This is a genomic window from Burkholderia sp. NRF60-BP8, assembly GCF_001522585.2.
Lineage (GTDB): Bacteria > Pseudomonadota > Gammaproteobacteria > Burkholderiales > Burkholderiaceae > Burkholderia.
This window is the reverse complement of record NZ_CP013373.1, coordinates 3037407-3057173: the sequence shown is the minus strand read 5'-3', so window position 1 is coordinate 3057173 and position 19767 is coordinate 3037407. Positions and strand designations below refer to the sequence as shown.

13 protein-coding genes are annotated in these 19767 nt (G+C 69.3%); 8 read left to right on the top strand and 5 right to left on the bottom strand.

Going from position 1 to position 19767, the window contains the following annotated elements; all coding sequences use genetic code 11:
- Window positions 1–175: 175 nt before the first annotated feature.
- The 8 genes from imuA to nagE all read left to right on the top strand — a co-directional run bounded on the left by imuA (window position 176) and on the right by nagE (window position 13287).
- Complete coding sequence (imuA, locus tag WS54_RS27775) at window positions 176–883, top strand: translesion DNA synthesis-associated protein ImuA (RefSeq protein WP_034208766.1); 708 nt, start codon at window positions 176–178, stop codon at window positions 881–883.
- Entirely contained in the window at window positions 816–2303 is a 1488-nt protein-coding gene (locus tag WS54_RS27770; protein ID WP_059781443.1) for a Y-family DNA polymerase, read from the top strand. Before imuA ends, WS54_RS27770 begins: the two co-directional genes overlap by 68 nt.
- A gap of 6 nt (window positions 2304–2309) precedes the next feature.
- The gene (locus WS54_RS27765; RefSeq protein WP_059781445.1) at window positions 2310–5510 is read left to right on the top strand and encodes an error-prone DNA polymerase; all 3201 of its coding nucleotides are present in this window, start codon (window positions 2310–2312) and stop codon (window positions 5508–5510) included.
- A 353-nt stretch (window positions 5511–5863) separates the two neighbouring features.
- The gene (locus WS54_RS27760) at window positions 5864–6598 is read left to right on the top strand and encodes a GntR family transcriptional regulator (RefSeq protein WP_034208440.1); all 735 of its coding nucleotides are present in this window, start codon (window positions 5864–5866) and stop codon (window positions 6596–6598) included.
- A gap of 116 nt (window positions 6599–6714) precedes the next feature.
- Window positions 6715–7818, top strand: coding sequence for an N-acetylglucosamine-6-phosphate deacetylase (gene nagA / locus WS54_RS27755; RefSeq protein ID WP_034208765.1), 1104 nt, complete (start codon window positions 6715–6717; stop codon window positions 7816–7818).
- Window positions 7811–8827: an SIS domain-containing protein gene (locus tag WS54_RS27750; protein ID WP_034208439.1), complete on the top strand. Its 1017-nt coding sequence runs from the start codon at window positions 7811–7813 to the stop codon at window positions 8825–8827. The genes nagA and WS54_RS27750 overlap by 8 nt, the downstream gene beginning before the upstream one ends.
- Window positions 8828–8842: 15 nt before the next feature.
- Window positions 8843–11440, top strand: a complete 2598-nt coding sequence (ptsP, locus tag WS54_RS27745) for a phosphoenolpyruvate--protein phosphotransferase (protein WP_059781446.1) — start codon at window positions 8843–8845, stop codon at window positions 11438–11440.
- An 83-nt stretch (window positions 11441–11523) separates the two neighbouring features.
- Window positions 11524–13287 (top strand): N-acetylglucosamine-specific PTS transporter subunit IIBC, encoded by a 1764-nt coding sequence (gene nagE / locus WS54_RS27740; RefSeq protein WP_059781448.1) that lies wholly within the window; start codon window positions 11524–11526, stop codon window positions 13285–13287.
- A 159-nt stretch (window positions 13288–13446) separates the two neighbouring features.
- Here nagE and WS54_RS27735 read toward each other — a convergent pair whose 3' ends face one another.
- From WS54_RS27735 to cydP, 5 genes are all read right to left on the bottom strand, one after another.
- Window positions 13447–15924, bottom strand: a complete 2478-nt coding sequence (locus WS54_RS27735) for a family 20 glycosylhydrolase (protein WP_059781450.1) — start codon at window positions 15922–15924, stop codon at window positions 13447–13449.
- A 574-nt stretch (window positions 15925–16498) separates the two neighbouring features.
- Window positions 16499–16621 carry a cytochrome bd-I oxidase subunit CydX gene (gene cydX, locus WS54_RS27725; RefSeq protein ID WP_006483737.1) on the bottom strand — a complete coding sequence of 41 codons (123 nt, stop codon included), beginning with the start codon at window positions 16619–16621 and terminating at the stop codon, window positions 16499–16501.
- Between the two features lie 62 nt (window positions 16622–16683).
- Window positions 16684–17820 carry a cytochrome d ubiquinol oxidase subunit II gene (gene cydB, locus WS54_RS27720; protein WP_059781452.1) on the bottom strand — a complete coding sequence of 379 codons (1137 nt, stop codon included), beginning with the start codon at window positions 17818–17820 and terminating at the stop codon, window positions 16684–16686.
- Window positions 17821–17851: 31 nt separating this feature from the next.
- Window positions 17852–19432, bottom strand: coding sequence for a cytochrome ubiquinol oxidase subunit I (locus WS54_RS27715; RefSeq protein WP_059781454.1), 1581 nt, complete (start codon window positions 19430–19432; stop codon window positions 17852–17854).
- Window positions 19422–19697: a cytochrome oxidase putative small subunit CydP gene (gene cydP, locus WS54_RS27710; protein ID WP_059781456.1), complete on the bottom strand. Its 276-nt coding sequence runs from the start codon at window positions 19695–19697 to the stop codon at window positions 19422–19424. Before cydP ends, WS54_RS27715 begins: the two co-directional genes overlap by 11 nt.
- Window positions 19698–19767: the final 70 nt, after the last annotated feature.

The window sequence follows — 19767 nt, the reverse complement described above, 5'->3', positions numbered from 1 at the left end:
TGCGGAATACGGCCGTTCCGTCGCGTCGGCACGGCCTTCGACTTCGCAGCAGCGGACGCGTGCGTTCCGGCCCTCCCCGGCCTTCCCGACGATCTGCATGTCCCTTTTTGTTGAGGCCTGACAGCGCCCGTTGCGATCCTCTATACTGTATATCCATACAGCATCGAGCCGCATGATGTCCGCCTCATCCCTGTCCCCCGAATCCCTTCATCCGTCGCTATGGCGCGGCTCGCAGCTCGCGCGCGGCGGTCTGCGCACGATCGACACGGGCTTCGCGCCGCTGTCCGCCGAATTGCCGGGCGGCGGCTGGCCGGTCGGCGGGCTCGTCGAGCTGCTGGCCGCGCAGCCGGGCTGCGGCGAGATGCGCTTGCTCGCGCCCGCGCTCGCGCGCACCGTCAGCGCACGGCGGCCGCTCGCGCTCGTCGCGCCGCCGCAGGTGCCGCATGCAAGCGCACTCGCCGGTCTCGGCGTGCCGCCCGACGCGCTGCTGTGGCTGCGTGCCGGCAGCCGCACGGATGCGCTGTGGGCGGCCGAGCAGGCGCTCAAGGCGGGCTGCTGCGGGGCCTTGCTGCTCTGGCAGGACGCGCGCCCCGATGCGCTGCGGCGCCTGCATCTCGCGGCCGCGCGCACCGGCGACACGCTGTTCGTGATGCTGCGTCCGCTGGCGGCCGCGCGGCAGCCGTCGCCGGCCGTGCTGCGCGTCGCGCTGTATCCGGTGCCGGGCGGCGTGTCGCTCGACATCGTCAAGCGTCGCGGGCCCGCGCGCAGCGAGCCGCTCGAGCTCGACCTGCCATCCCCGATCGTGGAGAGCCGCTATGCGCGTCTTGCTCGGCATCCATCTGCCGCGCCTGCCGCTCGACGTGTGCGCCGCGCCGCCGTCTGACGGCGAGGCGGTCGACGCCGGCTGCGCGGTGCTCGAACACGGTGCCGTGCTGATCGCCGACGCGGTCGCGCGCCGGCAAGGCGTGCGTGCGGGCATGAAGCGCGGCGGCGTGCTGACGCTCGCGCCCGACACGCACCTCGTCGAGCGCGATCCCGCGCGCGAAGCCGATGCGCTGCGTGCGGTCGCGCTCGCGCTGTTGCGCTTTTCGCCATGCGTCGCGCTCGGCGACGAAGCCACGCTGATCGTCGACGTCGGTCCGAGCCTGCGGCTGTTCGGCGGGCTGCCGTCGCTGTGCCGGCAAGTGCGCGCGACGCTCGCGGCGCTCGGCTATGCCGCGCGCCTGTCCGCCGCGCCGACCGGCGGCGGCGCGTGGCTGCTCGCACGCGTGTCGTCTCGCGCACGGATCCGGCGCCGGGTCGCCGGGCACGCGTCGCTCGTTCGCGCGCTCGATCGGCTGCCGTGCGTGCTGCTGCCCGACGCACGGCCCTATGCGGGCTGGTTCGACGGCCTCGGCTGCCGCACGCTCGCCGATTTGCGCCGCCTGCCGCGCGCGGGGCTGCAGCGGCGCTGCGGTCCCGCGCTGCTGGCCGCGCTCGATCGGGCGTACGGCGACGCGGTCGAGCCGCTCGCGTGGATGGCGGTGCCGCCGGTGTTCGACGTGCGGCTCGAATTGCCGGAGCGCGTCGAATACGCGGAAGCCGTGCTGTTCGCCGCGCGGCGGCTCGTCGTGCAGCTGTGCGGCTGGCTGGCCGCGCGGCAACTGTCGCTGGCCGCGATGACGTTCGAGCTCGAGCACGAGCGCGGCCGTCAGGCCGTGCCGCCGACCCCGCTCGAGCTCGCGTTCGCCGCGCCCGTGCGCGACGAGGTGCATTTCATGCGGCTGCTCGGCGAACGGCTCGCGCGCGTCGAGCTGCCGGCCGCGGTGATCGCGGTGCGGCTGAAGGCCACGCGTGTCGAATCGGTCGCGCCGCCGGCCGACGATCTGTTCCCGGAGCCGGGCGGCACGAAGGAGACGCGCGCGCGCCTGTTCGAGCTGCTGGTCGCGCGGCTCGGCGCGGAGAGCGTGCTGCGCGCGGTACCGGCGGCCGATCATCGGCCCGAGGTGGCGAACCGCTGGGTGTCGCTCGATGCGCAGGCCGGCAAGCCGGCGGGCGCGCCGCCGGCGGTGCCGCCGCGTCCGGCGTGGCTGCTGGCGGAGCCGCTGCCGCTGCTGATGCGCGAGAACCGGCCGGTGTTTCATACGCCGCTCAGGACGATGTCGTCGCCCGAGCGGATCGAGGCGGGGTGGTTCGACGGTCAAACGGCCGAGCGCGATTACTACGTTGCGCAGGACGAAGAGGGCGCGTGCTACTGGATATTCAAGGAGCGCATGAGCAGCCAGGCGAACCCGCATTGGTTTCTGCACGGCCTGTTCGGGTGAGCGGCGATGACGACGGAGTACATGTTGCTTCCGGACTATGCGGAACTGTTCTGTCGCTCGAACTTTTCGTTCCTGCACGGCGCATCGCATGCGGAAGAACTGGTCGAGCGCGCCGTGGAACTCGGCTATCGCGGGATCGCGATCACCGACGAATGCTCGCTCGCGGGCGCGCCGCGGATGCATGTCGCGGCGAAGGCAGCCGGATTGCCGCTGATCGTCGGCTCGTATTTCGAGGTGACGCCGGACGATGTGCCGCCCGGCTACGATCCGGGCCCCGGCGCGTTCGGGCTCGTGTTGCTCGCGCAGAACCGCGAGGGTTACGGCAACCTGTCCGAGCTCATCTCGTGGCGGCGGATGGAAGCGCCGAAGGGCACGTACCGGCTGACGTCGAAAATGCTGTCAAGGCCGCCCGAGGCATTCGCCCATCTGCGCGGTATGCCCGAGTGCTTCGCGATCCTCGTGCCCGCGTATCCGGTGCGTGCAAACGTGCTCGATGCGCAGGTTGCGTGGTTTCGCGCGACGTTCGGCGAGCGGGCGCGGCTCGGGCTCGTGCAGTTGCAGCGTGCGCTGGACGGCCCGCAGCGCGACGAGATTCGCGAGGTGGGCGCGCGGCGCGGCGTGCGCGTCGTCGCGCTCGGCGACGTGACGATGCACAGGCGCTCGTGCAAGCCGCTGCAGGACGTGATGACGGCGATCCGCATTGGGATGCCGGTTTCGGAATGCGGGTATGCGCTCGCACCGAACGCGGAACAGCATCTGCGCGCACGGAACCGGATCGCGAAGCTGTTTTCGCCGGCGGAGATCGCCGAGACTTGCGCGATTCTCGACGGTTGCCATTTCTCTCTCGGCGAATTGAAGTATGAGTATCCCCTTGAACTCGTGCCGCGCGGACATACGCCGACCAGTTACCTGAAACAGGAGACGTGGGCGGGCGTGGCTCGACGTTACTGGAATGGCGTGCCTGAAAAAGTGGCGAAGCAGATCCGGTACGAACTGGCGCTCATCGCAAAGCTGAACTACGAACCGTTCTTCCTGACCGTCTACGACATCGTCAAGTACGCGCGCAGCCGGAACATCCTGTGCCAGGGCCGCGGCTCGGCCGCGAATTCGGTGGTCTGCTATTGCCTCGGCATCACCGAGGTCGATCCGGACCAGAGCACGACGCTGTTCGAGCGCTTCATCAGCGAGGAGCGCGGCGAGCCGCCCGACATCGATGTCGACTTCGAGCATCAGCGTCGGGAAGAGGTGATTCAGCATATCTACGAAAAATACGGACATGATCGCGCCGCGCTGGCGGCCGCCGTCTCGACGTATCGCCCGCGCGGCGTGCTGCGCGAAGTCGGCAAGGCGCTCGGCGTCGATCCGATGCTGGTCGATCGCGTGGCGAAAGGGCACCGCTGGTTCGATGGCAGCCGCGATCTGCTGCAGAAATTCGCGACGGCCGGGCTCGATCCCCACACGCCGCTGATTCGCGCATGGGCCGAACTGGCGGGGCGGCTGCTCAATTTCCCGCGCCACCTGTCGCAGCATTCGGGCGGCTTCGTGATCAGCCGCGGCAAGCTCACGCGGCTCGTGCCGGTCGAGAACGCGGCGATGGACGGGCGGCGCGTGATCCAGTGGGACAAGGACGATCTCGAGGCGCTCGGGCTGATGAAGGTCGACGTGCTCGCGCTCGGCATGCTGTCGGCGCTGCATCGCGCGTTCGACCTGCGCACCGCGTGGCGCGGCCCGGCGAAGGACGGCAAGCCGTTCACGCTGAAGCACATTCCGCAGGAGGACGAAGCGACCTACGACATGATCTGTCGCGCCGATACGGTCGGCGTGTTCCAGATCGAATCGCGCGCGCAGATGTCGATGCTGCCGCGCCTGCGGCCGCGCACTTATTACGACCTGGTGATCGAGGTGGCGATCGTGCGGCCCGGGCCGATCCAGGGCGGCGCGGTGCACCCGTATCTGAAGCGGCGGCAGGGACTCGAAAAGGTCAGTTACCCGAAGGAAGACCTGAAACCCGCGCTCGAACGCACCATGGGCGTGCCGATCTTCCAGGAGCAGGTGATGCAGATCGCGATGATCGCGGCGGGCTTCACGGCCGGCGAGGCCGACGGGCTGCGTCGCGCGATGGCCGCATGGAAGCGCAAGGGCAATCTCGAGAAATATCACGTCAAGATCGTCGAGGGGATGCGCGAACGCGGCTACCCGCCCGATTTCGCCGAGCAGATTTTCGAGCAGATCAAGGGCTTCGGCGATTACGGCTTCCCCGAAAGCCATGCGGCGAGCTTTGCGAAACTGGCCTACGCGAGCAGTTGGCTCAAATGCCACGAACCGGCGATCTTCCTCGCCGCGCTGCTGAACAGCCAGCCGATGGGTTTCTATCCGCCGTCGCAACTCGTGCAGGACGCAAAGCGCCACGGCGTGCAGGTCCTGCCGATCGACGTGACGCAAAGCGGTTGGGAGGCATCGCTCGAAGCGCTGCCCGGCCAGCCGCCGCCACACGGCCAGCCGGCTGTGCGGCTCGGCCTGTCGCTCGTGAGCGGCTTCGGCGAAGCCGCCGCGCGCCGGATCGAAGCCGCGCGCGCGGCCGGCCCGTTCGACAACGTCGACGCGCTTGCGCGCCGCGCGCAACTCGAACGCCGCGACCTCGAGGCGCTGGCGGCTGCGAACGCGCTCGCGACGCTCGCCGGCCATCGCCGCGACGCGCTCTGGCAGGCCGTCGCCGCGGCGCCCGAACGCGACCTGCTCGCGGCCGCGCCGATCGACGAACCCGAGAAGCCCGCGCTCGGCGCGCCGTCGGAAGCCGACGAGATCCTCGCCGATTACGACACCACCGGTCTCACGCTGAACCGTCACCCCGTCGCGTTGCTGCGGCCGGCGCTGCGCGCGCGGCGGTTGTCGTCCGCGGCCGAGCTGCGCGATCGCCCGGACGGCCGGCTCGCGCGCGCATGCGGGATCGTGATCTCGCGGCAGATGCCGGGCACCGCGAAAGGCGTGATATTCATGACGCTCGAGGACGAAACGGGCTGTGTGAACGTGATCGTCCGACCCGAGCTGCTCGCGCGGCAGCGTCGCGAGGCGCTCGATTCGCAACTGCTCGCGGCGTCCGGCGTGTGGCAGGTCGTGAGCGACGTGAGGCACCTCGTCGCGCAGCATTTCGAGGATCTGACGCCGCTGCTCGGCGGCCTGCGCACGTCGAGCCGCGAATTCCACTGACATTTCCCCGACCCTGCTGCCGCCCGACTTCCCTGACGCGAATCGCCGGCCCGGCGGCACGTCGCCACGCGATGCATACCAGTTGGCTAAATTGGTTCTATTCCGGTCTCATATCCCCTTCCGAAGCACGCCCGAATCACACCGGAGAACTGTCCCCTTGCATACCACCTCGGGTAAATCCCTATCCCGCACTGCGTTGTAAACAAAGGCTTTGTCGGCACTAAAACGCTTGCCGTGCAAGGCTTTCGGCGATTTTCGCAGCGCTAATACCAGTTCGTTGACTGGTATTATGGTGGTTATATAATGCGTTCACTTTCGACGGTCCGAGATCGTCGTCCGACACGCGGAGGCACATGGAAACCGGCTGGTCCGAACTGGCGCCCGATCCCCTCGACGACACGCCGCTCTATCTGCAGCTCGCCCGCAAGCTGGCGAGCGCGATCCACGCCGGCGCGTGGCGGGCCGGCGAGGCGCTGCCGTCGGAGCGGCTGCTGTCGGTGTCGGTCGGCGTGTCGCGGATCACCGCGCGTCGGGCGCTCGCGTTGCTGGTCGAGCAGGGACTGATCAAGCGGGCGCGCGGCGCGGGCAGCTTCATCACGCCGCGTGTCGCCGATCCGCTGTCGCATCTCGTCGGCTTCACCGCGAAGATGCGGCAGCGCGGCTTCGTGCCCGATTCGGTGTGGCTGTCGCGCACGCTGCGCGCCGCGAGCCGCGACGAGACCACGCATCTCGGCCTCGCGCCCGGCGCGACGGTGGCGCGGCTCGAGCGGCTGCGCCGCGCGGACGGCATCGTAATGGCCGTCGAGCATTCGACGCTGCCCGCCGCGGTGGTGCCCGATCCGCAGGCGCTCGGCGCGTCGCTGTACGAATACCTCGAGGCGCGCGGCATGACCGTCGTGCGCGCGCTGCAGCACTTTCGCGCGGCGAACGCGACGCACGCGATCGCGAAATGGATGGCGGTGAAGCCGGGCTCGGCCCTGCTGGTGATCACGCGGATCGGCTATGGCGCCGACCAGCGCGCGATCGAAATGAGCGAAACGTATTGCCGCGACGATTACTACGACTTCGTCGCCGAACTGAAACGCTGACGCGCGAGACTGCCGGCGCACCACGCGCGATGGAACGCAATCGGGCGCGACGAATCGCAACGAAATGGCAAATCACGACGCGGATGCCCGCGTCACCGGATCATCAAGAGAACGTCATGCTGACTGGCAACATCCTCACCCCCGACGGCTGGATTCACGGTTCGCTCGATAGCGAGAACGGTCGCATCACCACGCTCGACGGCGTGCCCGTCGATCCCGCGCAGAACGACGCACCGTACATCCTGCCCGGCTTCATCGACCTGCACGTGCACGGCGGCGGCGGCGCCGACGTGATGGAAGGCGGCGACGCGATCGAGACGATCGTCCGCACGCACGCGCAATTCGGCACGACGAGCCTGCTCGCGACGACGATGACCGCGCCGCGCGACGAACTGATGGAGGTCGTCGCGAACCTCGGCACCGTCGCGCGCAACCGCACGCCGGGCGGCGCGCGCGTGCTCGGCGTGCATCTCGAAGGGCCGTACATCAACCCCGGCAAGCTCGGCGCGCAGCCCGACGCGGCCGTGTCGGCCGCGCTCGACGAGGTGCTGAAGTACCTGTCGATCGCGCCGATCCGCGTCGTCACGCTCGCACCGGAAATCGCGGGCCACATCGAGATCATCGGCGAGATGGCCGCGCGCGGCGTGCGCGTGCAGCTCGGCCACTCGCTCGCGACCTACGACGACGCGGTCGCCGCGCTCAAGCACGGCGCATGCGGCTTCACGCACCTGTTCAACGCGATGTCGCCGCTGCATCACCGCAACCCGGGCCTCGTCGGCGCGGCGCTCGCGCACGCCGAATACGCGGAAATCATTCCCGACCTGCTGCACGTCCACCCAGGCGCGATTCGCGCGGCGCTGCGCGCGATTCCGCGCCTGTACGTCGTGACCGACAGCACGTCCGCCACCGGCATGCCCGACGGCGAATACCGGCTCGGCAGCCAGCACGTGACGAAGTGCCTCGGCGGCGTGCGGCTCGCCGACGGCACGCTCGCCGGCAGCACGCTGACGATGGACCAGGCGCTGCGCAACCTCGTGTCGCTCGGCCTGCCGATCGCCGACGTGTCGAACCGGATGTCGCGCTACGCGGCCGACTACCTCGGCGTCGCCGATCGAGGCCGCCTCGAGCGCGGCGCATGGGCCGACCTCGCGGTGTTCGATCGCGACCTGAACCTCACCGCGACCTACGTCGAAGGAGAATCGATTGTCGAATATGCTTAAGGAAGCGCGCGAGTCCGCCCAGGTCGTCGCCGCGCAGATCGCCGACACCGCGCGCGTCGAAGCGCTCGCCGGCCAATTGCTCGATCACCCGCCGGCCGTCGCGCTGACGGTCGCGCGCGGCAGCTCGGATCACGCCGCCAGCTATTTCGCGAGCCTGACGATGAGCCGCCTCGGCGTGCCGGTCGCGTCGTTGCCGATGTCGGTCGCGACGCTGCAGCAGGCGCCGCTGAAAGTGCAGGACCAGCTCGCGATCGCCTTTTCCCAGTCGGGCAAGAGCCCCGATCTCGTCAATACGATGGCCGCGCTGCGCGAAGCCGGCGCACGCACCGTCGCCGCCGTGAACGTGCTGCCGTCGCCGCTCGCCGACGCGTGCGAGCACCGGTTGCCGCTGCTGGCCGGCCCCGAGCTGTCGGTCGCCGCGACCAAGAGCTATATCGCGATGCTGTCGCTGTCCGCGCAGATCGTCGCGTACTGGCAGCGCGACGCCGCGCTGATGACCGCGCTGCGCGGCCTGCCCGACGTGCTCGCGCAGGCCGGCCGGCTCGACTGGTCGCAGGCCGTCGCGGCGCTCGCGGGCATCGAACGGATGATCGTCATCGGCCGCGGCCTGGGCCTCGCGATCGCGCAGGAAGCCGCGCTGAAGCTGAAGGAAACGTCCGGCATCCAGGCCGAGGCGTTCTCGAGCGCCGAAGTCCGTCACGGCCCGATGGAGCTGATCGACCGCGACTATCCGCTGCTCGTGTTCGCGCCGCCCGGGCCCGAGCAGGCCGGCCTGCTGCAGCTCGCCGCGGACATGCGCGCACGCGGCGCCGCCGTGCTGCTCGCGGCGCCCGCCGGCACGCCCGGCGTATCGGGTACCGTGCTGCCGCTCGCGCAGTCCGCCCATTCGGCGCTCGACCCGATCGCCGCCATTCTTTCGTTCTACGTGATGGCGGCGGATCTCGCCGTCGCGCGCGGCCGCAATCCCGACACGCCGCGCCACCTGAACAAAGTGACAGAAACGCACTGATAGCCGAGAAAGCCGATGAGACGCGCCGAGGAATCCCAGTTGAAGAGTCCCACCCACGATCAGATCGTTCTGCTCAGCCCGTTGACGGGGCCGATCGTCGCACTGGCCGATGTGCCCGATCCGGTGTTCTCCGGCGGGATGTTCGGCGACGGCATCGGCATCGACCCGCTCGCGGGCCGGCTCGTCGCGCCGTGCGCGGGCGTCGTGTCGCATGTGGCGCGCACCGGCCACGCGGTGACGATCACGACGCCGCAAGGCGCGGAAGTGCTGCTGCACATCGGTATCGACACCGTCGAGCTGAACGGGCAGGGCTTCATCGCGCACGTCGAAGCCGGCGCGCGCGTCGAAGCGGGCGCGCTGTTGATCGAGTTCGACCAGGACGCGGTGGCGCGCCATGCGCATTCGCTCGTGTCGGTGATCGCGATCGCGAATTCCGACGCGTTCGAGGTGGTCGATCGCGCGAGCGGTTTCGCGACCGCCGGCGAGACGCCGTTGCTCGCGCTGCGCGGCAAGGGCGACGCCGCCGCACAGGCGGCGCAGGCGGGTGCTGCCGCGCACAACGAAGTGCGCCGCGCGATCGTGCTCGCGCAGCCGGGCGGGCTGCATGCGCGGCCGGCCGCACGGGCGCGTGAAGCCGTGCGCGGGTTCGACGCGACCGTCGACGTGCTGTACGACGGCCGCAAGGCGTCGATCGCGAGCGTCGTCGGCCTGCTCGGCCTCGGCGCCGGCGAAGGCGCGACGGTCGAACTGGTCGGACGCGGCGCGCACGCGCAGCAGGCCGTCGATGCGGTCGAGCACGAGCTGCTGCGCGAGGCGCACGGCGAAGTGGAAGAAAAGCCGGCGCGGCTGACATCGCCCGCGCCGCAGACGGTCGCACACCACGCCGGCGCACCGATCGACGGTGCGCCCATCGATCCGAACACGCTCGCCGGCGTATGCGCGTCGCCCGGCATCGCGGTCGGCACGCTGGTGCGTCTCGACGATGCGGACATCGTGCCGCCCGAACAGGCCACCGGCACGCCGGCCGCGGAAAGCCGCCGGCTCGACCACGCGCTGAAGGCGGTCGACGCCGAACTCGGCGAAACGGTGCGCAACGCGTCGGCGCGCGGCGCGGTCGGCGAAGCGGGCATTTTCGCGGTGCATCGCGTGCTGCTCGAGGACCCGACGCTGATCGACGCGGCGCGCGACTTGATCAGTCTCGGCAAGGGCGCGGGCTTCGCGTGGCGCGCGACGATTCGCACGCAGATCGACACGCTGTCGAAGCTCGACGACGCGCTGCTCGCCGAACGCGCGGCCGACCTGCGCGACATCGAGAAACGCGTGCTGCGCGCGCTCGGCCACACGAACGGCGCCGCGCGTGCGCTGCCCGACGAGGCGGTGCTCGCGGCCGACGAGTTCACGCCGTCCGACCTGTCGTCGCTCGATCGCGAGCGCGTGACCGCGCTCGTGATGGCGCGCGGCGGCGCGACGTCGCACGCGGCGATCATCGCGCGGCAGCTCGGCATCCCGGCGCTGGTGGCGGTCGGCGACGCGCTGTACGCGATTCCGGACGGCACGCAGGTCGTCGTCGATGCGAGCGCGGGCCGGCTCGAACACGCGCCGACCGCGCTCGACGTCGAGCGCGCGCGGCACGAGCGCCAGCGCCTGGACGGCGTGCGCGAGACGAACCGGCAACGGGCCGGCGAGGCGGCCGCGACGGTCGACGGCCGCGCGATCGAGGTCGCCGCGAACATCGCGACGCTCGACGACGCGAACACCGCGGTCGACAACGGCGCGGACGCGGTCGGGCTGCTGCGCACCGAGCTGATGTTCATCCATCGCCAGGCCGCGCCGACGGCGGTCGAACACCGGCAGAGCTACCAGTCGATCGTCGACGCGCTGCAGGGCCGCACGGCGATCATCCGCACGCTCGACGTCGGCGCGGACAAGGAAGTCGACTACCTGACGCTGCCGCCCGAACCCAACCCGGCGCTCGGCCTGCGCGGCATCCGTCTCGCGCAGGTGCGCCCCGATCTGCTCGACGATCAATTGCAGGGCCTGCTCGCGGTGAAGCCGTTCGGCGCGGTGCGCATCCTGCTGCCGATGGTGACCGACGCGGGCGAACTCGTGCGGCTGCGCAAGCGCATCGACGAATTCGCGCGCGCGCAGGGCCGCACCGAGCCGATCGAGGTCGGTGTGATGATCGAGGTGCCGTCAGCCGCGCTGCTGGCCGACCAGCTCGCGCAGCACGCGGATTTCCTGTCGATCGGCACCAACGACCTGACCCAGTACACGCTCGCGATGGACCGCTGCCAGGCCGATCTGGCCGCGCAGTCCGACGGCTTGCATCCGGCCGTGCTGCGCCTGATCGACATCGCCGTGCGCGGCGCGGCAAAGCACGGCAAGTGGGTCGGCGTGTGCGGCGCGCTGGGCGGCGATCCGCTCGCGGTGCCGATCCTGGTGGGCCTCGGCGTGACCGAACTGTCGGTCGACCCGGTGTCGGTGCCGGGCATCAAGGCGCGTGTGCGCCGTCTCGATTACCAGTTGTGCCGTCAGCGCGCGCAGGATCTGCTCGCGCTCGATTCGGCACAGGCGGTAAGGGCAGCAAGCCGCGAGGTCTGGCCGCTCGACTGACGTCGGCGGGGGGCGCGCGACCCGTTTCACTACGAAAGCAATTAGGTCAACGACGATTGAAGAGACATGGATTGGAGGACTGAATGGACGGGAACCCGTTTCTGAAGATACAGGGCCTGGGTCGGGCGCTGATGCTGCCGATCGCGGTATTGCCGGTCGCCGGCATCCTGCTGCGGCTCGGCCAGCCGGATGTGTTCAACATCAAGATGATCGCCGACGCCGGCGGCGCGATCTTCGACAACCTGCCGCTGCTGTTCGCGATCGGCGTGGCGGTCGGCTTCGCGAAGGACAACAACGGCGTGGCGGCGCTCGCGGGCGCGATCGGTTACCTGATCGAAACCGCGATCATGAAGGACATCGATCCCAAGCTGAACATGGGCGTGCTGTCGGGGATCATCGCGGGCGTGGTCGCGGGCCTGCTGTACAACCGCTACAAGGACATCAAGCTGCCCGACTACCTCGCGTTCTTCGGCGGCAAGCGGTTCGTGCCGATCATCACGGGGCTGGTCTGCGTGATATTGGGCATCGCGTTCGGGTACGTGTGGCAGCCGATCCAGCATGCGATCGATGCGGCCGGCCAGTGGCTGACGACGGCGGGCGCGATCGGTGCGTTCGTGTTCGGCTTCCTGAACCGTCTGCTGCTCGTCACCGGCCTGCACCACATCATCAACTCGCTTGCGTGGTTCGTGTTCGGCAACTTCACGCCGCCGGCCGGCGGCGAGATCGTGCACGGCGACCTGCACCGCTTCTTCGCGGGGGACCCGACCGCGGGCACCTTCATGGCCGGCTTCTTCCCGATCATGATGTTCGGCCTGCCGGCGGCGTGTCTCGCGATGCTGCACGAAGCGCCGAAGGAGCGCCGCGCGATGGTGGGCGGCCTGCTGTTCTCGATGGCGCTGACGTCGTTCCTGACCGGCGTGACCGAGCCGATCGAGTTCAGCTTCATGTTCCTCGCGCCGGTGCTGTACGTGATCCACGCGGTGCTGACGGGGTTGTCGCTCGCGCTCTGCCAGATTCTCGGCGTGAAGCTCGGCTTCACGTTCTCGGCCGGCGCGATCGACTACGTGCTGAACTACGGGCTGTCGACGAAGGGCTGGATCGCGATTCCGCTCGGCATCGCGTATGGCGCCGCGTACTACGGGCTGTTCCGCTTCTTCATCCGCAAGTTCAACATGGCCACGCCGGGCCGTGAGCCGGCATCGACCGATGCGGCCGCGCAATCGTACGCATCGGGCGGCTTCGTCGCGCCGGGCGCGGCTGCGACGGCTGCCGCGCCGCGCGCGCAACGCTACATCGCCGCGCTCGGCGGGGCGGCCAACCTGTCGGTCGTCGACGCGTGCACGACACGCCTGCGCCTGACCGTCGTCGATCCGGAGAAGGTATCGGAGCCGGAACTGAAGTCGATCGGCGCACGCGGCGTGCTCAAGCGCGGCGGCAACAGCGTGCAGGTGATCATCGGGCCCGAGGCCGACATCATCGCCGACGAGATGCGTGCCGCGATCGGCGGCGGCGCGACCGGTGCCGCATCGGCGGCAACGGGCGCTGCCGCGCAGCCCGTCACGGGCGCGGCCGCCGGCCCGCTCGATCCGGAGCCGGCCCGCTGGCTCGCGGTGTTCGGCGGGGCGACCAACGTCGCGTCGCTCGAGGCGGTGGCCGCCACGCGCCTGCGCGTGGTCGTGCGCGATCCGTCGGCGGTCGATCGCGAGCGTCTCGGCACGCTCGACGTCGCATGGGTGTCGCTCGACACGTTCCACATCGTCTGCGGCAACGCGGCGGTGCGCTATGCCGAACAGCTCGGCGCGCGCCTGCCGCCGTCGGGCGGCGGCACGGCCGCACAACCGGCGTGATGCGGTGAAGCCGGCCTGATCGATCCGCGCGGCGGATTCGGGCCGGCGGTCAAAAAAGCACGGCTTGCGACGTACGCGTCGCAAGCCGCTTTTCTTTTTGGGGTGGGCGATGCGCGATGCGTTGGCCCGCATCGCGCATCGCCGGATGCCTTCAGCCGTTCACGGATTCGTCAGCGTGAAGGTCGGCTTCCGGTAGCCGACGCCGGCGCGGTCGAGCTTCGGCAATTCGCGTTGCGTGAGCAGCGTCGCGAAGCCGGCCCAGTCGCGCTGCAGCGCGGCGATGTCGACATGGTGCGTGTCGCCGCGCTTGAAGCGCACGCCGGCCGCATACGGCAGCTCCCAGTCGGCCCGGTGCCACGCGCGCTCGGCGAGCGCGAGCAGCCGCGGATAGGCCATGTATTCGAGGAAGGTGTCGTTGCGCATCACTTCGCCCCACGCCTGGCCTTGCATGCCTTCGATGCGCGGCGCGGCGCCCGTGCCCGTCACCTCGAACGGGTTGCCGTCGCGGTCGCCCATCACCTCGGCGTTCTGCGGCAGGTTCTCCGGCGCGAACGAGAACACCTTGTACTCGTCGGTGGCGTGCGAGCCCCAGTAGTAGCCGCGCTCGCGCGGATTGAGCGTGTACGGGAAGTCGAAGTACAGATAGTCGGGCAGCGCGAGCACCGTCAGGTAGCCCTTGCCGCTCAGGTCGCGCGCGCTGTCCGACGCACCCCAGAAGACCGTGTCCCACAGCGACACCATCACGTGGCGCGTGCTGAAATCCTGCGGCCCGTTCGCATGCTTGATGCCGTCCTGCCACGCGGCCATCGTGCCGATCCCGTTCGCGTCGACCGCCGCGCTCACCTGTTTCGCGAAACGCGTCGGCAACTCGTCGATCGACTTGATCTCGCCGCGCTGGAGCAGCGCCGTGCACGCGGGCGACCGCGCCCACGGCTTGTCCTGCGCGGCCAGATCGATGCGCCCCTTGTTCGGGTCGGTGCCGTTCAGCGGCTGGAAGCCGCCGCCGAGGAAGATGTTCTTCGCTTCGTCGCCGCCGTAGTGCCAGGTCTGCAGCGGCGCTTGCGCGTCCGCGTGCATCGCCGCGATCTCGCGGATCACCTTCGACGCGAAGTTGAGCGCGCCCGGCACGCACGGGTTCAGATCGCTGCGCCGGTCGTAGAACTGCACCGTCGTCAGGTTCGTCGTGTCCTGCGGGTCGAGCAGCCGATACGCGTTCGCTTCCTGCTCGCGGCCGGCCGCATGCAGCCGCCGGTAGCGCGCCTCCATCGTCACGACGGCCGCCCGTGCATGCGCGGGCATGTCGATCTCGGGGATGATCTGCACGAAGCGCGCGGCCGCGTAGCGCACGAGCGCCACGTAGTCGTCGCGCGTCAGGTAGCCGCCGCCGGAGCGGTTGTCGGGGCCGGAGCCGAGCTGCGGCAGCAGGCAGCGCGTCTCGCTCGGGTCGTGGCAGCGGCGTGCGCCGATCTCGGTCAGCTCGGGCAGGCCGGGAATCTCGATGCGCCAGCCTTCGTCGTCGGACAGATGCAGGTGCAGGCGGTTGAGCTTGTACGCGCTCATCTGGTCGATCAGGCGGCGCAGCGTCGCCGGATGCTTGAAATTGCGCGCGAGATCGACGTGCATGCCGCGATGCGTGAAGCGCGGCGCGTCCTCGACGAGCATCGCCGGGATCGGGCCGCCGCCGGCCGGCGCGAGCGAGTAGAGCGTCTGCACGCCGTAGTAGAGGCCCGCGCGATCGTAGCCTTCGATCAGCACGCCGCGCGGCCCGATCGCGAGCCGGTAGCCGCCCGGTGTCGCGAGGTCGGCCGGCAGCCGGCGCGGCGCGAGTGCGCCGCGAACCGGCACGCGCGCGCCGTCGAGCCCGAGGGTCGTCGCACGCTCGCGCAGCGCCGCGACCTGGGCGTCCGGCAGATCCGGCAGCGAGAGTTCGACGCCGCGCAGATCGAGCGTGCCGGGTAGCGGCTGTTCGCGCTTCACGCTCGGCAGCGCGCGGCCCGGATCGGGGCGGGCGGCCACCGGCGGCGCGTTGCCGGTCGAGTTGTTCTGCGCGTCGGCCGGCAGCGATTCGACGTAGCGCAGTTCGTTGTCGGTGTCGTCGTAGCGCAGCACGGCCGGCGGCGCGCCGTCGACGACGACATACGGGCGCGGAATCACGTCGCTGTAACGCAGCAGCCAGTATTCGGCGACGAACGGCAGCTCGATGCGCTCGCCGGGCGCGAGCCGCACCGAGCCCGGCTGCGGCGTCAGTTCGTACAGGTCGCCGGTGAGCCGCCGCAGCGCGAAGCCCGGACGATCGATCCGCAGCAGGCGGCGGATGCTGTGCAGGTAGAGCTTCCAGCCGCCGTCGGCGATCGCCTGGTGGCCGCGGTTCTGCAGGATCAGGCGGCCCGTCGCGCAGGCGGCGCCGTCGGCGCCGAGATCGGCGCACGGCACGCCGGCCGCGGCCGCGTGGTTGTTGTCGACGGCCACGCGCAGCGCGAGGCCGTCCGACAGCAGCGCCGCGAGACCAGCCGCCTGGGCGCCGCCGGTGCTCGCGCCGGCGACGGCCGACGCCGGCGTCGACGCCGCCGAGATCGCGGCCGGCGACAGCACCGCGATCAGCAGACCGGCAATGAGGGAGGGCAAGGTAGATTTCATTCGAACTCCTGAGAAAAAGGGGGCGTAGCGGCGTCGTGACGCGACGTCGCTGCGAGCGGGTCTTTCAGTGGAGCTGCGGGCGATACCAGCACGCGGGGCGATGCGGGTGCTCCGCGTGCATTCGGCACGCGGGAGCGTGCGTTACGGAACGGGAGGCGGGCATGCGTGCCGATCGGGCCGGCGCGGCGGCGGGCGCGGATTCATCGGCGGCAGCCGGCAATCGCCACGCCGGCGAGGCGGCGGCAGCCGGCGGCATTCGTCCGGCCGCGCACGGTCGCGACGACGGCGCGCACCCTCGCGCACGGACGTCGACACGGCGCGCAGGCGCACGCCCTACACGGAATTCGCATGTCTCCCCCACCCGGAAGGAATCGGCCTGTCAGCGGCCGTGTCCAACGATCTTATGAAACCTTTTATTGGTATTCAAGTGGTATCAATCTGGCGCTAAATTGGCATCGACGTACGGCGCCTGCCCGCGCGGCCGGGACGAAAAAAACCTCGCGCGAAGCGAGGTTCTTTCCTTTCCGGACGGCGGCGGCGCGCTCGGCTGCGCGCGTGTCGCGCGTCGATGCCGTCAGTCGCGGCGCGCGCGCACCGGCGCTTCCTGCGGCTTCTGCCGCGCTTCGAGCCACATCGCGTTGACGATGCCGAACGACAGCGCGACGCCGATACCGAGAATCCAGCTGAAATACCACATGATCCGACTCCTTGCGAAACGGTGGGCGAGGGCGCGTGCACGCCCCGGCCCGGTTCAATGCGTCAATACATCGAGTGCTTGTTCTCTTCGAGCGTCTGGTGCGTGACCTTGCCGCGCATCACGCGATACACCCAGCTCGTGTAGAGCAGGATGATCGGCAGGAACACGATCACCGCGAACAGCATCACCTGCAGCGTCATGTGGCTCGACGTCGAATCCCACACGGTCAGGCTGCTGCGCGGGTCGAGCGACGACGGCATGATGAACGGGAACATCGAGAAGCCCGCGGTCAGGATCACGCCGACGATCATCAGGCCGGTGCAGAAGAACGCCGTCTTTTCCTGCTTCGAGCCGGCGAGCAGCAGCGCGAGCACGCCGCCGGCGATGCCGGCGACCGGCGCCGCGATCATCCACGGATAGTCGCCGTAGTTCGCGAGCCACAGGCCCGAACCGGCGGCGACGTCCTTGAGCAGCGGGTTCGCGACGGTGTCGGTCGGCGCGGCATGGGTGATGTGGAAGCCGCCGATATAAGAGGCCACCAGCACGCCGGCCAGCACGAACAGCACGACCGCGAGCAACGACGCGACGCGCAGCGCGATCGACGCGCGGCGCGCGATCGCGCCGTCGGTCTTCATCTTGATGAACGCGGCGCCGTGCGCGACGAGCATCGTGAGGCTGACGAGCCCGCACAGCAGCGCGAACGGATTCAGCAACGCCCAGAAGCCGCCGTAGTAGGTCACGCGCAGGTCGCTGTCGAACTTGAACGGCACGCCCTGCAGCAGGTTGCCGAACGCGACGCCGAACACCAGCGCCGGCACGAAGCCGCCGACGAACAGGCCCCAGTCCCAGCCCGCGCGCCAGCGCGGGTCGGGCCGCTTGCTGCGGTAGTCGAAACCCACCGGCCGGAAGAACAGCGCGAACAGCACCAGCAGCATCGCGAAGTAGAAGCCGGAGAACGACGCCGCGTAGACGAGCGGCCACGCGGCGAACATCGCGCCGCCGGCCGTGATCAGCCACACCTGGTTGCCTTCCCACGTCGCGCCGACGGTGTTGATGATGATGCGGCGCTCCTCGTCGGTCTTGCCGAGGAACGGCAGCAGCGCGGTCGCGCCCATGTCGAAGCCGTCGGTGACGGCAAAGCCGATCAGCAGCACGCCGACGAGCAGCCACCAGATCAGCTTGAGAGTTGCATAGTCCATAGCGATTCCTTGTTCGGTTGCGAGGGCGTGCTCAGACTGCGGCCCGCTCGCCGGCAGCGGCGAGTTCGTGGTGATAGCGGCCGGTATGCAGCGACGACGGGCCGAGGCGCGCGTACTTGAACATCAGCTTGATCTCGATGACGAACAGCGCGGTGTAGAACGCGATGAAACCGGCGAGGCTCAGGTACAGGTCGCTCGGCTGCAGGCTCGACGCGGACAGGTGCGTCGGCAGGATGCCGGCGATGGTCCACGGCTGGCGGCCGAGTTCGGCGACGACCCAGCCGAATTCCGCGGCGAGCCACGGCAGCGGGATCGCCCACACCGCGTAGCGGAGGAACCAGCGGCGGTTGTCCTGCAGCAGTTCGCGGCGCGCGCAGAACCAGAACGCGGCGGCGAAGGTCGCGAGGAACAGGAAGCCGAGGAACACCATGATCCGGAACGAGAAGAACACGGGCGCGACCGGCGGGATCGTCTTCTGCGCGGCGGCCTTGACCTGCTCGGGCGTCGCGTCGACCACGTTCGGCGTGAACTGCTTGAGCATCAGCCCGTAGCCGAGATACTGCTTGTGCTGGTCGAACAGTGCGCGGGTCGCGTCGCTCGTGTCGCCTTCCTTGATCTTCTGCAGCGCGCCATACGCAACCATCCCGCTCCGGATGTGCTCCTCGCTGTGCTTCGCGAGCTCGCGCAGGCCGATCACCGGCTCGTCGATCGAGCGCGTCGCGATCAGGCCGAGCGCATACGGGATCTTGATCGCGTAGTCGGTGCGCTGTTCCGCCTGGTTCGGAATGCCGATCAGCGTGAACGATGCGGGCGCCGGCTGCGTTTCCCATTCGGATTCGATTGCGGCGAGCTTCATCTTCTGCACTTCGCCGGTCGTATAGCCCGATTCGTCGCCGAGCACGATCACGCACAGCGTCGCCGCGAGGCCGAAGCCGGCCGCGACCGCGAACGAGCGCAGCGCGAAGTCGACGTCGCGCTTCTTCAGCAGGTACCACGACGACACGCCGAGCACGAACATCGCGGCCGTCACGTAGCCGGCCGACACCGTATGCACGAACTTCACCTGCGCGACCGGGTTGAACAGCACGTCGAACAGGCTCGTCAGCTCCATGCGCATCGTCTGGTAATTGAATTCGGCGCCGACCGGATTGTTCATCCAGCCGTTCGCGACGAGGATCCACAGAGCCGACAGGTTCGAGCCCAGCGCGACGAGGAACGTGACGATCAAGTGCTTGACCTTCGACAAGCGGTTCCAGCCGAAGAAGAACAGGCCGACGAACGTCGATTCGAGGAAGAACGCCATCAGGCCTTCGACCGCGAGCGGCACGCCGAAGATGTCGCCGACGTAGTGCGAGTAGTACGACCAGTTCGTGCCGAACTGGAATTCGAGCGTGATGCCGGTCGTCACGCCCATCGCGAAATTGATCCCGAACAGCTTGCCCCAGAACTGGGTCATGTCCTTGTAGACCTGTTTGCCGGTCATCACGTAGACCGCTTCCATGATGACGAGCAGCCAGGACAGGCCGAGCGTCAGCGGCACGAACAGGAAGTGGTAGAGCGCCGTGATGCCGAACTGCAGACGCGACAGATCGACGACTTCGCTACTTATCATGGTGGTCTCCCTCGGTAGATGCAGGCGCCGGCACCGAGAGCAGCTTCTCGGCCACGGCGGCAGGCGGCAACGACATGTGTTCGGCCTGCGGATGATTGAAGAATGCGTATTTGAGCGACATCAGGAGGATCAGCTTGACGATCAGCACCAGGGTGATGTCGCGGGCGAGGGTCGGTCCGCGTGCCCACGCGGCGATGCGCGCGCGCCAGCCGATCGTGCCGGCCGGCCGCGAAGGCGATGCAGGCTCTTTATTGATCGAGATCAAGGCGATTATCCTGAATCGATTTAGGTCGGATTGGGGGCGACTTTACGTCGGATTGATGACGGCCGTGAAG